This is a genomic window from Rhodococcus pyridinivorans (genome assembly GCF_900105195.1).
Taxonomy (GTDB): domain Bacteria; phylum Actinomycetota; class Actinomycetes; order Mycobacteriales; family Mycobacteriaceae; genus Rhodococcus; species Rhodococcus pyridinivorans.
In genome coordinates this window covers 2,640,733-2,654,687 of record NZ_FNRX01000002.1, presented here as the reverse complement: position 1 = coordinate 2,654,687, position 13,955 = coordinate 2,640,733, and the positions used below count along the sequence as shown (strand labels likewise).

The following is a 13,955-nucleotide window of genomic DNA, read 5'->3' as shown; positions in this document are numbered from 1 at the left end:
AGAACCGGTCAGGTGGGGATCGAGCGGGCGTAGGCGGCGAGTCCGAGCATGCCGGTGTGGGCCGCTTCGTCGGCGATCGCGGCGATCTCCCGGCTGCGTTCGGACGCGTCCGGCCGCAGTTGGGCACGCAGTAACCGGCACCGCAGCAGCGTCGGGGGGCTCGATGTGCGGGTCGCGAGGTCCTCGGCCCGATCCAGCAGCGCCGCGGCGTCGTCGGTGCGCCCGAGCAGTGCCTGCAGGCGTGCGCAGACCTCCGCCACCGAACCGATCACCCCGACCTGTCCCACCGTCGCGATGCGATCGGTGAACGGATCGAGGAGCTCGAGGAACATCTCGGCGTAGTCGACGAGGGCGAGGTCGGCGACGACGCGCGCGATGAGTGTGCGATGCCCGAGGGTCGTCCAGGTGAAGGGTGCGCCTTTTGCCGCCCATTGTTCGATGTCGCGGATCACCGTCCCGGTGTCCCGACGGGCGCCGGCGATCGCGATGCTCCAGGAATCCGGTTCCACGGTGCCGGGATCCGCGTCGGCGAGGGTGCCGTACTCCCATTCGAGGGTGTTGGTGGCGAGGTCGGAGCTGCCCGCCGTGTACAGCTCGGTCTGCAGGTGGAACTGAGTGGCGGTGTCGTAGTGGCGCCGGGTCTCGGCGAAGTCGCCGTGCCATGCCGCAAGCGTCGCTTCCATCCATCGTAGTTGTACGCGCAGCACGGGCAGACGCAGCAGATCGCAACCGGCGATGCCCAGGCGGACGTGGGACGTCGCGGCGTCGACGTCGCCGAGGTTCGTCAGTGTCATGCTCGCAACGGCGTGGGCGATCACCTCGTCGAACCGGGCCTGCTGGTGCGGCAGTGCGAGGAGTTCGTCGGTGAGCCGGGCGGATTCGCGGCTGTGTGTCGCGACCCCCGAGTAGAGGAGGATGCGGCCCAGCAAGGCGTCGGCGACGACGTCCGGGTCGGCGAGTTCGCGTGCGATCTCCAGCGCGGTGCGGCTCATCCCGTCGGGGACGGACGAATCGGGGTGATAGCAACTGCCCACGGCGAGCGCCGCGAGTACCCGTGCGTGCGCCGCGCGGTCGGCCGCGACGAACGGTTCGAGTGCGGCGAGGCGGTCGAGGACCGGTCCCGGATCCTTGCCGTAGGACACCCACGGCCATGCACCGGCTGCGCGCAGCAGCGCTGCGGCCAGGCGACCGGCCGTCGACGTTCGGCCGTCCCGGACCGCGTCGAGCAGGCCCGCGTCGACGACGTCGAGTACGGTCTGGCCGCGCCCCGCCCGGGCGAGTGCCTCGACACGCGCGACGAGCAGATCGTCGCGATCGCCCGGGGATCGTTCCGCGACGGGCAGCAGGTCGAAGGCCCGGACGGCATCGTCCCACCAGCGTGCCGCCTCCTCCGAGTTCCATCTCTCGGTGGCCTCGCGGGCGGCGATGACGCAGGCGTCGAGCACGACGCGAGCGTCGACGAGCGGCAGTGCCGCCATGAGATGCCGGGCTCGTCTGCCGGCACGATCCGGGTCGCAGGAGTCTGCCAGGACCTCCGCGACGCGTGCGTGCATGCGTTGGCGGCGGAGGGCGGGAATCGCCGCGAGGACCTCGTCGCGGAGCAATCCGTGGGCGAAGGCGTACCCCCGCAGTCCCGGATCGGCGACGATGATGCGCTCGTCGGCGGCGTCGTCGAGGTAGTCGGCGAGGGTGTCGGGATCGAGGCGCGTCGCACCGGTGAGGATGTCCATCTCGATGGTGTCGCCGACGACCGCGGCCACCCGGAGCACCTGCAGCACGGCCGGTTCCACCGCGGCGAGCCGCCGCGCGAGGACCGACCGGACCGCCATGGGGATCCCACCGTCGAGGCGTTCGTCCCGGGGAAGTCGCGCGTATTCGGACACGAACAGCGGGTTGCCGCCGGTGCGTTCGGCGAGCAGGCGCGCCTCGTCGGAATCGAGCGGCGCGCCGCTCACATGCCCGGCCAGGGCGGCGACCTCGGGTTCGGCGAGCGCCGGGACGTCGATGTGCCGGTTACCCTCGCCGTGCAGCACGGCGTCCACGAACCGCTGGACGCCGGGGGTCGTCTCCGAGTCGCGGAGTGTGCACACGATCCAGACACCCCGCTTGTGCAGGGCTCCCACGAGGTACAGCAGGCAACGCAGAGAGGTCGGGTCGGCCCACTGGATGTCGTCGAGCACGACGGTGAAGACGGGAGTCTGCGTCGCGGCCGTTTCGACGACGCCCAGAACCCGTTCGTAGACCGCGAAGCGGGCTTCGTCGGACTCCACTCCGGTGGGCGGGATCAGGGTGGTGTCGGCGTCGACGCCGAGTTCGCGCAGGATGCGCCGGATCGGCCACCAGGCGGGTGCTCCGTCGTCCTCGAGACACCGCGCCCACACGGTGTTCCCGCCGATCGCGGCGGTCCGGGCGTCGCATTCCTCGGCGAGGCGGGTCTTGCCGATACCGGCGGGCCCGGTGAGGACGACCCAGCGGGTGGCGCCGGAGCGGACCTCGTCGAGCATGCGGTCGAGGACGCCGGTCTCGGAGGTGCGTCCGACGAAGATGCGTCCGGGGCCCGGCGCCGGGGTGGGTACGGGAATGGTGGGCGCGGCCGGTGTCGGAACCTCCTCCGCGCCCGTCCATCCCGGGGTTCGGGGCCACGCGGCGAGTCCCGGTTCGTGCCGGAGGATCGCGCCCTGCAAGTCGGTGAGTTCGGTGCCGGGCCGCAACCCCAGCTCGGTGTCCAGCCTTGTCTCGTGGACGCGGAACTGTTCGAGTGCTTCCGACGAACGCCCCGCTCGGTGCAGGGCGAGCATGCGCAGCCAGCAGGTGCGGTCGCGGAACGGGAACTCGCTGCACAGTTCGGTGGCGTCGACGAGAGCGGGCGCGAGGCGACCGAGGGCGAGCAGTGCGGTGATCCGGGTCTCGCGGCATTCGGTGCGCACCTCGTCGAAGGATGCCGCCGCGACCTCCACCCAGTGTTCGTCGCGCAGGTCCTCGAGGAGATGCCCCCGCACGGAGTCGAGGGCACGGTCGGCGGTGTCGAGTGCGAACTCCCATTCCCCGTTCTCGGCATGCCGACGGGCGGTCTCGGCGTCGTCGAGGAAGCGGGCCAGGTCGACCGACTCGGCCGGGATATCGAGGACGTAGCCGGGCGGCTGGCGCACGATCGGGGAGGCCGCACCGCTCTCCCCTCTCAGCACCCTGCGCAGATTGGAGATGTACGCCTGGATACTCGCCATCGCACTGGCAGGCGCCTCGTCCTGCCACAGGGCGTCGATCAGCCGGTCGGTGGAGACCACCCGCCCCCGGTTGAGCAGCAGGACGGCGAGGACCGCTCGCTGCTTGCGCGGCCCGAGATCGACCTGCGACTCCGACGAGGGCACCGCCGGATCGGCCGTCGACGCGACCCGGACCACCTCCAGCGGTCCGAGCAGTCGGTACATCATGTGGTGAGCCCCCTCGACCCCGGCCGAACTACGCGATCGTTGCAGTGTAAGGACGTTTTCGCCGGGTGCGCGGCGACTTCTCATCCCGTCACGGCCGGGAGTACGACCGTGTCGCTCTCGGCGTCCCCGAACACCGGTGCGGTCTGCGGCCGGGGACGCAGGCAGACTGCACACACCACGGTTCCGAGAGCCGCAACGAACGCCGCCGCCACGAGCGCCCCCTGCAGGCCCGACACGAAGTCCTGCGGTGATCCGCCGGGCAACAGCGACTCGGCCGGCAGGAACATCCCGAGCACCGCGACGCCGACGGCGATGCCGGTCTGACGGAAAGCGTCGTTGATACCGGCCGCGAGACCGGAATGCGCCGCGGTGCTCTCCCCGAGGACGATCCCGCTCATCGCCGGGTTGAACACGCCGGCGGCCGCGCAGGCCACGACGAGTCCCGGCAGCAGGACGTACTTCGAACTGTCCGCCTCGGCGACCGTCATCATGAGCAACCCGACGGCGACGAGCGCCAGTGAGCACGACAACGAGACCCACGCAGGGACGACACGATCGAGTTTCGCCGTCGCACCGGCGACGACGAACATGGCGACGGTCGCGGGCAGGTACACCAGCCCGGCCTGCACCGGCGACAGCAGCAGGACGTTCTGCAGATACAGCGTGGTGTAGACGAATACCGCGAACAGCGACGCCGAGATGGCGAAGGCCGCGACCTGCGCTCCGACGAAGGCCCGGTTGGCGAGCAGGTACGGGGGCAGCATCGGTTCGGCGGTGCGCATCTCGTGCGCGACGAAGGCGACGAGGGCACCGACAGCGAGCACGAAGGCGATGACGGCCTGCGCATCGGACCACCCGATCTCCTGGCCACGCAGCACGGCGAACACGAACGCCGCCAGCCCCACCGCGGCCAGGAGCTGGCCCGGCACGTCGGCGGCGCGCGGACGGGGATCTCGCGATTCGGGCACCCAGCGCAGGGTCAGGAGCAGGGTCACGAGACCGATCGGCACGTTGACGAAGAAGATCGCGCGCCAGTCCAGCAGTTCGGTGAGCAGACCTCCGACGAGCGGACCGACCGCGAAGGCGCCGCCGATGGTCGCGCCGTAGGCGGTCAGGGCCGACGCCCGCGCCCGCCCTCGGTCGAAGACGTCGGCGAGGAGGGCGAGCGAGCAGGCGAACAGGACCGCCCCACCGATGCCTTGCACTGCCCGGGCGAGATCGAGGACCCAGATCGTCGGTGCGAGGGCGCACAGGAGCGAGGCGCCCGTGAACCAGACGAGGCCGACGACGAACACTTGGCGGCGGCCGCGACGATCGGCCCACGACCCGGCGCCGAGGACGGCTGTGGCCAGGGCGAGGGTGTAGGCGTCGATCACCCACTGCAGTGAACTGACGCCCGCGTCGAGGTCGACGGCGATCGACGGCAGTGCGGTGTTGACGACGGCGATGTCGAGCATGAGCATCGCCGTCGTCACGCACACGACCAGCAGCGTGATCCGTTTCGTCGCGGTACTTCTCGCAGGGGTCGGTGTGGTCATCGAGAATCCTTCCGTGTCGAGGTGTGTGGACCTCGGACACGATGCGCCGCGTCGCTTGGGACGAACCGGGTGTACTTCTTGGACGGCCGAGAGAACCGTCGACGTCTCCCCTCAGAGGGGCGCCGGGGATCACACATCGATCACGGCGGGGTCACGAGGCGGTCGCAACGCCGCTCGGAAACTGGACACACCCCCTTCTACCTGGGGTAAATGCGGAGAATTCGACCGACTGTCCGATATCGTCGTTGCGAAGCATCCGTCCCGGCTCGTCCGGAGCATTCGAGAAGGCAGGCCATGCGATCCTCCACCTCAACCACAGGTCGGCATCGCCTCGGCATGGAAAACGGTGTTCACTGCATCCTCATCCCCGAGGTCGCTGCCGCCCTCGCCGAGCACCGGCGGAACTGGTTCACCGCGCTGCTGACGAACGCGCGCCACAGCCACGCCGCGATGCGCAAGCGGGCGACGGCCCTACCCGCGCAGTGGGCCACTCCCGCCGTGGGATGAGCTCGCCGTGAGTTGAGCACCTGCTATCGACGACACACGAAGACCGGCCCCCTCCGATTCGGAAGGGGGCCGGTCCCGTTGTGGCCCGGGAGCCCCTGTGCCACAGCAACAATGACCCCCCGGAACGCGGACGACCCCGCACCGAACAGTGCGGGGTCGTCCGTCGAAGCGCTGTATCAGGCGTTACCCGACAGCTTCTCGCGCAGAGCGGCGAGCTGGGCGTCGCTCGCGAGCGATCCACCGGTGGTCTCCGGAGCCGCCTCGGCACCCGACTCGGAGGAGTAGTTGCTACCGGACACGCCGGCCGCAGCCTCGGCGGCCTCGTCGGCAGCCATCTTCTCGATCTGAGCGGTGTGCATCTTGTGGCGACGCTCGGCCTCCGCGTAGCGGGACTCCCACTCCTCACGCTGCTTCTCGTAGCCCTCGAGCCATTCGTTGGTCTCGGGATCGAAGCCCTCGGGGAAGATGTAGTTGCCCTGCTCGTCGTAGCTGTCGGCCATGCCGTACTTCGACGGGTCGAACTCGGCCGTGTAGTCCTCGTTCGCCTGCTTCAGCGACAGCGAGATACGACGACGCTCGAGGTCGATGTCGATGACCTTGACCATCGCGTCGTCGCCGACAGCAACGACCTGGTCCGGGACCTCGACGTGGCGCTCGGCCAGCTCGGAGATGTGGACGAGGCCTTCGATGCCCTCCTCGACGCGGACGAACGCGCCGAACGGAACGAGCTTGGTGACCTTACCCGGCACGATCTGACCGATCGCGTGGGTGCGGGCGAACTGACGCCACGGATCTTCCTGCGTCGCCTTGAGCGACAGGGAGACGCGCTCGCGGTCGAGATCGACGTCGAGAACCTCGACGGTGACCTCGGTGCCGACCTCGACGACCTCGGACGGGTGATCGATGTGCTTCCAGGACAGCTCGGAGACGTGCACGAGGCCGTCGACACCGCCGAGATCGACGAAGGCGCCGAAATTGACGATGGAGGACACGACGCCCTTGCGGACCTGGCCCTTCTGGAGCTGGTGCAGGAACTCGCTGCGAACCTCGGACTGGGTCTGCTCGAGCCATGCGCGGCGCGACAGGACCACGTTGTTGCGGTTCTTGTCGAGCTCGATGATCTTGGCCTCGATCTCCTTGCCGACGTAAGGCTGGAGGTCGCGGACGCGCCGCATCTCGACGAGCGACGCGGGCAGGAAGCCACGCAGGCCGATGTCGAGGATCAGGCCGCCCTTGACGACCTCGATGACGGTGCCCTTGACGGCCTCGTCCTTCTCCTTGAGCTCCTCGATCGTGCCCCAGGCGCGCTCGTACTGAGCACGCTTCTTGGACAGGATCAGACGGCCTTCCTTGTCCTCCTTGGTGAGAACAAGAGCCTCGACCTCATCGCCCACCGACACGACCTCGTTGGGGTCGACATCGTGCTTGATGGAGAGCTCGCGGGACGGGATGACGCCTTCGGTCTTGTAACCGATGTCGAGCAGCACCTCGTCGCGATCGACCTTGACGATGGTGCCCTCGACGATGTCGCCATCGTTGAAGTACTTGATCGTGGCGTCGATGGCGGCGAGGAAATCCTCGGCGGAGCCGATGTCGTTGACGGCTACCTGCGGCGAGGTGACGGTGGTGGAGGCCATGTGTTGAGTTGCTCCGGACGGGTTGATAGTCGGTTGGTCAAATTCGGTCGGGCACGTGAAACACCCACTGCGATACGGCGATGTGCGAGTCACGGCGAGTTCCTCGTTCGATCCTGGGGCCGAACTGCGGACACTCGCGATCACCAGGCTACGCGCTTCGAGGGGACCCGGGCAAACCGATATCGGGACCGCTCCCCCGCACCCGATAGGCTCACACCCATGCCGGGCTCCGCGAACCCCCCTTTTCCAGACCTTTCGGGCGTCCCGGAGGGAACCGACGACGAGGCCGCGCGGCACGCGGACGCCGAGACGATCCTCGGCGAGACCCGACCCACCCGGACCCGCCTCGGCTCCCTCGAGAGCGAACGCGCGAACCGGGTCTGGTGGGACGCCGACACCGACGACTACCACCGCACGCACGGCGAGTTCCTGGGCGTGGACTCGGCCGCCGGGGAGTTCGTGTGGTGCCCGGAGGGCCTGCACGAGGGCGATGTGCAGTTGCTCGGCCCGGTTGCCGGACGCGACGTCCTCGAACTCGGGTGCGGTTCGGCGCCGTGCGCCCGCTGGATCGCCGGGCAGGGTGCCCGGGCGGTCGGGCTGGACATCTCCATGGGGATGCTGCAGCGCGGACGCGCGGCGATGACCGGTTCCGGCCCGACGGTTCCGCTCGTACAGGCCGGCGCCGAGAACCTGCCGTTCGCCGACGGAAGCTTCGACATCGTGTGCTCGGCGTTCGGCGCGGTGCCCTTCGTCGCCGATTCCGCCCGGGTGATGAGCGAAGTGGCGCGGGTGCTGCGACCCGGCGGACGGTGGGTGTTCTCCGTGAACCACCCGATGCGGTGGATCTTCCCCGACGATCCGGGCGAACAGGGCCTGGTCGCGATGTTCCCGTATTTCGACCGGACCCCCTACGTCGAGGTGGACGCGACGGGCCGGGCGACCTACGCCGAGCACCACCGCACCGTGGGCGACCGGGTGCGCGAACTCGTCGCCGCCGGCCTCGAGGTCTACGACATCGTCGAACCCGAGTGGCCCGAGCATCTCGACCGCGAGTGGGGACAGTGGAGCCCGCTGCGCGGTTCGATCTTCCCGGGCACCGCCATCTTCTGCAGCCGCAAACCCACCTGATCCCGACTCACAGCAGCCGGGACAGGAACTCCCGGGTCCGGCTCTCCTTCGGGTCGGCCAGCACCTGGCGGGGATCACCGGCCTCGACGACCACGCCGCTGTCCATGAACACGAGCTGATCGGCGACCTCCCGCGCGAAGCCCATCTCGTGCGTGACGACGACCATCGTCATGCCGCCGTCGGCGAGATCGCGCATCACCGCGAGCACCTCGCCGACGAGTTCGGGGTCGAGGGCCGAGGTGGGCTCGTCGAACAGCATGAGCTTGGGATCCATGGCGAGCGCGCGGGCGATCGCGACGCGCTGCTGCTGGCCGCCCGAGAGCTGCGCGGGATAGGCGTCGACCTTGTCGGCCAGCCCGACCCGCGCGAGCAGGTCCCGGGCCTTCTCCACCGCCTCGTCACGCTTGAGCTTCTTCACGAGGATCGGCGCCTCGATGATGTTCTCGAGCACGGTGCGGTGCGGGAACAGGTTGAAGTGCTGGAACACCATGCCGATGTCGCGGCGCTGCTTCGCGGCGGCCCGCGGGTGCAGTTCGTACAGTTTCGAACCCCGTTCGGCGTAACCGACGAGATCGCCGTCGACGTACAGGCGACCGGCGTCGACGCGTTCGAGGTGGTTGATGCACCGCAGGAAGGTCGACTTGCCGGATCCGGACGGACCGATCAGGCAGGTCACCTGGCCGCGCCCCACCTCGAGCGAGATGCCCTTGAGCACCTTGACGGCGCCGAAACTCTTGCAGACCCGGTCGGCCCGCACCATCGGCGTCTCGACGGACGTCATATGTGTTCCTCCCCCGGTGCGCCGGGCTTCGGCGTCGGCTTGCCGGCCTCGGCGACCGGTACGTTCTGTGCGTCGGCGAGTGCCTGCAGCTGACGGGCCGTGAGCTGCCGGCTCAGGCCCTTCGAGTAGTGCCGCTCGAGGTAGTACTGGCCGATCATGAGCAGGCTGGTGATCGCCAGGTACCAGGTCGCGGCGACGAGCAGCAGCGGGATCGGCTGGAAGTTCGCACCCGAGATGTCGCGGGCACGGCCGTACAGCTCGAGGCTGTAGGGCACCGCGGCGACCAGCGAGGTGGTCTTGAGCATGCTGATCAGCTCGTTGCCGGTCGGCGGGATGATAACCCGCATCGCCTGCGGCAGGACGGTGCGGCGGATGGTCTGCGACCACGACATGCCGAGCGCCGTGGACGCCTCCAGCTGCCCCTCGGGCACGGAGGTGATGCCGGCGCGCACGATCTCCGCCATGTAGGCCGCCTCGTTGAGTGCCAGGCCGATGACGGCGAACAGGAACGCCGCGTTCAGACCCTGCACGTCGATGTGAACGAACTGGTGGACGAACGGGATCCCGAGGTCGATCTGCTTGTAGATCGACGGGAACAGTCCCCACAGCACGAGTTGGACGTACACCGGGGTACCGCGGAAGACCCACAGGTACAGCCACGCGACGGAACGCAGCACGGGATTCGGGGACAGACGCATCACCGCGAGCACCACGCCGAGGACGACGGCGATGGCCATGGCGAGCACCGTCAGCTGCACGGTCTTCCACGCGGCTGCGGTGATGCGGGCGTCGAACAGGTACCGGGCGTAGATGTCCCAGCGGTAGGCCTCGTTGGTGGCCGCTCCCCAGGCGAACAACCCGAGTGCGATCAGGACGATCGCGCCGGAGATCCATCGTCCGGGATGTCGCAGGGGTACTGCGCGTATCGGCTCCGGGTCGTCCGGTCGCGGTTCCGCGGATCTCGCGGACGTGGACTCGCTCATGGTTCCCTTTCTCAGCTCGTCGCGCCGTTGATCTGCGAGGCGGTGATCGCGCCGTCCTCCATGCCCCAGCGCGCGGTGATCTCGTCGTACGCACCGGAATCGATGAGGTACTGCACTGCCTGCTGCAGTACGGGACCGAACGGCGACCCCTTCGCGACGACGAATCCGTAGGGCGCGGCGTCGAAGACCTCACCGGCCGGTTCGAGTCGTTCCTCGCTGCGGGCGATGACGTACGCCGTGACCGGCGAGTCGGCGGACAGTGCGTCCACCCGGCCGAGGATGAGGGCATTGGCAGCCTCGTCCTGGCTGTCGTACTTGACCTTGTCGATGGGCGGCAGCCCGCGGGCGACGCATTCCTCGCTCTTCGCGGGGACCTCCTCGAGGTCCTCGATGGTGGTGGTCTGTACCGCCACCCGCAGTCCGCACGCGTTGTCGGGGTCGACGGATTCGCCGGTGCGCTGCGCCCACTGCACTCCGGCGCTGTAGTAGGTGACGAAGTCGACCGATTCCTCGCGTTCCTTCGTGTCGGTGAACGACGACGAGCCCATCTCGAAGGTGCCCGCCTGGACGGCCGGGATGATCCGGTCGAAGTCGGCTTCGTTGAGCACCGCCTCGAGTCCGAGGACGTCGCCGAGGGCGTGGACGAGTTCGACGCCGAAGCCGACGATGGTGCCGTCGTCGTCCTTGAACTCGTTGGGGGCGTACGGGACGTTCACCCCGACCTCGAGGGTGCCGCCGTCGGCGATGTCGGGCGGCAACTGCCTCGCGATGGCGTCGACCTTCTCGACGGTGACTCGGTCGCCGGGCGGCACGGTCGATTCGCCGTTCACCACGCACCCGGTCGCGAAGGCAAGCACCGCCGCTCCCGCCGCCAGCCTGCTCAGGGTCCGGACATGACGACGCCCCCACGAGGTCACGCGGCGGGTGTGCACTGCTCGATTCACAGTCGCACAGTATCCAACCAGGGAGGGGTCCGAATGCAAACCCGAAGCTCAGGCTTCGAGGCGGGCGATGACGGCGGCGGTGAACTCGTCCGTCGACGCGGTGCCACCGAGGTCGGCGGTCGCGACACCCGCCGCGACGGTCGCGCGCACGGCGTCCTCGATGGCGCGGGCGGCCGCGGAGAATTCGATGTCCGCGCGTGCACCGACACGGTCGAGAAGCATGGCGGCGGAGAGGATCAGCGCGATCGGGTTGGCGCGGCCCTGCCCGGCGATGTCGGGTGCGGCGCCGTGCGCGGCCTGGGCCATGGCCTTGGTGCGCGACGCGTTGATCGACGCCGCGGTACCGAGCGAGCCGGACAGTTCGGCGGCGAGGTCGGACAGGATGTCGCCGAACATGTTCTCCGTCACGATCACGTCGAACTCGGCGCCGCGGCGGACGAGCAGCGCGGCCATCGCGTCGACGTGCTGGTCGTCGACAGTGACGCTCGGGTAGAGACGACCCACTTCCTGGCACACGTCCCGGAACAGGCCGGTCGTGCTGGCGAGCACGTTGGCCTTGTGCACGATGGTCACGCGCTTGCGGCGACGCGACGCGAGGTCGAAGGCGGTGTGCGCGATGCGTTCACAGGCGGCGCGGGTGATCACTCCGACCGCGAGTGCGATGTCGGGTGTGGGCATGAACTCGCCGCTGCCGACGGCCATGTTCCGGTCGGCGTAGAAACCCTCGGTGTTCTCCCGGACGACCACGAGATCCATCTTCGGTGACACCGACGCCGCTCCCGGCAGTGCGCACGCCGGCCGGATGTTCGCGTACAGGTCGAAGTGCTTGCGGATCCGACCGCCCGGAGTGAGCTGACCCCGGAACTCGGGTGGGTACGAGGCGCTGTCGTGCGGGCCGAGGATCCACGCGTCGAGCTCGGCGAGGGTGTCGAGGGTGACCTGCGGCAGCGGGCTGCCGTGCGTCTCGATCGCGGAGGCACCGACGGGCAGCGGCACCCAGTCGACCGCGACCCCGGCTGCCGCGACGGCGGTGTCGACGATCCTGCGGGTCGCCGGCACGATCTCGGGACCGATGCCGTCCCCCTCGAGAAGTCCGATGCGATGGGTCTGAAGCGTTGCGGTGTCGTCGGTCACCCGGTCATCATTGCCTACCGTGGTCCAGTCGGTGGAACTCCTCCTCGACGCCCCGCTCGACACGGCGGTGCGCGACGAGTGGACCCGGCTGCTCGACGCCGGCCTGCACAGTCAGGGACGCGTCCGTTCCGAATCCAACCGTCCGCACGTGACGCTGTTCGTCGCCCATGCCCTGCCGGACGAACTCGAGGACGCGCTGCGGGCCACCATCACGGTCCGGCGGATCACCCTCCGGCTCGGTGGCGTGGTGATCTTCGGTGGCCGGTACGCGACGCTCGCCCGCACGGTCGTGCCGTCGATCGAACTGCTCGAACTCCAGGCGCGGGTGTTCGAGGTGCTCTCGGAATGCCCCGGCATCCCCGCACACATCCGGCCGGGCGAGTGGACGCCGCACGTCACCCTCGCACGGCGGGTGCCGGCCGCGCGCATCGGTACCGCGGTCCTGGCGGCGCAGACGCCGGAGCGGCAGCTGACCGGATCGAGTGCAGGAGTGCGGCGCTGGGACGGCGAGGCCAAGCGGGAGTGGCTGCTCACCTGAGCAGCGGGACGGTGCGCCGTTCAGAAACGGTAGTCGCCGAACTGCGTCACTTCCATATGGGTGTCGGGCGTGCGTCCGGTGAGGGCCAGCACGTCGAGGAGGAGAAAGACCGCCAGAAGTACGAGGACCAGCAGGATCATGCTTCGAGCCTGCCGCGCCGGGGTCCCACCCGACAGTGGCAGAGCCGTCGGAGAACATCGTTTTTCTGCCACCACGGTGTCACACTGGGTTGCGTGTCCGGAACACCTGGAACCACCGGCCGGCTCGAGAAGGTGGTCGTCCCCGTCCTCCCCTACGTCGAGACCTTCGAACTCGGCGTGGCGTGCGAGGTGTTCGGCTTCGACCGCTCCGACGACGGCCTGCCGACCTACGACTTCCACCTCGTCGCCGCGACCTCCGATCCGGTGCGCACCCGCTTCGGCTACACCATCGAGGTGCCTCACAGGCTCGATCTCCTCGACGACGCCGACCTGATTCTCCTGCCAGCGGTGAACAGCGACGGCATCGCGCTCGACGACGGGCGCCTCGAACCGTTGTTCGCGAAACTGCGGGCCGCCGTCGACCGCGGCGCGCGCGTGGCGAGCATGTGCACCGGGGCGTTCATCCTCGGTGCGGCCGGGTTGCTCGACAGGCGTCGCTGCACGACCCACTGGATGCACGCCGACCGTCTCGCCCGGACCTATCCGACGGCGCAGGTCGACCGGGACGTGCTCTACGTCGACGACCATCCGGTCCTCACCGCCGCAGGCACCGCGGCCGGCATCGACCTGTGCCTGCACATCGTCCGCTCCGCCCAGGGAGCCCAGGTCGCCAACACGATCGCCCGGCGCATGGTGGTGCCACCGCACCGCGACGGTGGGCAGGCCCAGTACGTCGCGATGCCACTGCCCGAATGCAAGGACGAGTCGCTCGCGCCGTTGCTCGACTGGATGAGCGAGCACCTCGACCGGGAACTCCCGGTGGCCGCACTGGCGCAGAAGGCGCACATGTCGGCGCGGACCTTCGCGCGGCGGTTCGTCGCCGAGGTTGGGGTCACGCCCGCGCGCTGGCTCCGCGATCAGCGGGTCCTGGCCGCGCAGCGCCTGCTCGAGGAGACCGACCTTCCGATCGACGTGGTGGCCGACCGCGTCGGTTTCGGCACCGCTGCGGTGCTGCGCCAGCATTTCCTGCGCCTGCGGCAGACCACTCCGCAGGCCTACCGACGGACCTTCCGGCGGTCCGTCGAACCGGTCGGCGTGTGACGCGTCCCTCGATCGGCACCTCCCGACGACACCCCCGGATCGGACACGTCACGTAGCGTGGCGGAAGGAACCCCGTCACGACGCGTGACGGCG

The 13,955-nt window shown here is 69.2% G+C and carries 11 protein-coding genes; 4 read left to right on the top strand and 7 right to left on the bottom strand.

Annotation, left to right across the window (positions count from 1 at the left end; genetic code table 11):
• Positions 1-8: 8 nt before the first annotated feature.
• Together BLV31_RS12685 and BLV31_RS12680 are read right to left on the bottom strand one after the other, a co-directional pair.
• Positions 9-3,431: an ATP-binding protein gene (locus BLV31_RS12685; RefSeq protein ID WP_081263354.1), complete on the bottom strand. Its 3,423-nt coding sequence runs from the start codon at positions 3,429-3,431 to the stop codon at positions 9-11.
• Between the two features lie 80 nt (positions 3,432-3,511).
• Complete coding sequence (locus BLV31_RS12680) at positions 3,512-4,969, bottom strand: MFS transporter (RefSeq protein ID WP_064060158.1); 1,458 nt, start codon at positions 4,967-4,969, stop codon at positions 3,512-3,514.
• Positions 4,970-5,263: 294 nt separating this feature from the next.
• Between BLV31_RS12680 and BLV31_RS12675 the strand changes: the two genes are divergently transcribed.
• The gene (locus tag BLV31_RS12675) at positions 5,264-5,476 is read left to right on the top strand and encodes a hypothetical protein (RefSeq protein WP_016934979.1); all 213 of its coding nucleotides are present in this window, start codon (positions 5,264-5,266) and stop codon (positions 5,474-5,476) included.
• 176 nt (positions 5,477-5,652) lie between these two features.
• On the opposite strand, the gene rpsA is transcribed toward BLV31_RS12675, so the two are convergent.
• On the bottom strand, positions 5,653-7,113 hold the full coding sequence (gene rpsA / locus BLV31_RS12670; RefSeq protein WP_006554003.1) for a 30S ribosomal protein S1: 1,461 nt from the start codon (positions 7,111-7,113) through the stop codon (positions 5,653-5,655).
• A 219-nt stretch (positions 7,114-7,332) separates the two neighbouring features.
• Here rpsA and BLV31_RS12665 point away from each other — a divergent pair, with 219 nt between their 5' ends.
• Positions 7,333-8,241 (top strand): class I SAM-dependent methyltransferase, encoded by a 909-nt coding sequence (locus BLV31_RS12665; protein ID WP_064060157.1) that lies wholly within the window; start codon positions 7,333-7,335, stop codon positions 8,239-8,241.
• Between the two features lie 7 nt (positions 8,242-8,248).
• Here BLV31_RS12665 and BLV31_RS12660 read toward each other — a convergent pair whose 3' ends face one another.
• The 4 genes from BLV31_RS12660 to BLV31_RS12645 all read right to left on the bottom strand — a co-directional run bounded on the left by BLV31_RS12660 (position 8,249) and on the right by BLV31_RS12645 (position 12,083).
• Positions 8,249-9,022 (bottom strand): amino acid ABC transporter ATP-binding protein, encoded by a 774-nt coding sequence (locus BLV31_RS12660; protein ID WP_019289663.1) that lies wholly within the window; start codon positions 9,020-9,022, stop codon positions 8,249-8,251.
• Complete coding sequence (locus BLV31_RS12655; protein ID WP_006554006.1) at positions 9,019-10,005, bottom strand: amino acid ABC transporter permease; 987 nt, start codon at positions 10,003-10,005, stop codon at positions 9,019-9,021. The genes BLV31_RS12660 and BLV31_RS12655 overlap by 4 nt, the downstream gene beginning before the upstream one ends.
• A gap of 11 nt (positions 10,006-10,016) precedes the next feature.
• Complete coding sequence (locus tag BLV31_RS12650; RefSeq protein WP_174556245.1) at positions 10,017-10,889, bottom strand: ABC transporter substrate-binding protein; 873 nt, start codon at positions 10,887-10,889, stop codon at positions 10,017-10,019.
• 108 nt (positions 10,890-10,997) lie between these two features.
• Entirely contained in the window at positions 10,998-12,083 is a 1,086-nt protein-coding gene (locus BLV31_RS12645; RefSeq protein WP_006554008.1) for an isocitrate/isopropylmalate dehydrogenase family protein, read from the bottom strand.
• Positions 12,084-12,102: 19 nt separating this feature from the next.
• Here BLV31_RS12645 and BLV31_RS12640 point away from each other — a divergent pair, with 19 nt between their 5' ends.
• Entirely contained in the window at positions 12,103-12,621 is a 519-nt protein-coding gene (locus BLV31_RS12640) for a 2'-5' RNA ligase family protein (protein WP_033097659.1), read from the top strand.
• A 233-nt stretch (positions 12,622-12,854) separates the two neighbouring features.
• On the top strand, positions 12,855-13,862 hold the full coding sequence (locus BLV31_RS12635) for a GlxA family transcriptional regulator (RefSeq protein WP_170318564.1): 1,008 nt from the start codon (positions 12,855-12,857) through the stop codon (positions 13,860-13,862).
• Positions 13,863-13,955: the final 93 nt, after the last annotated feature.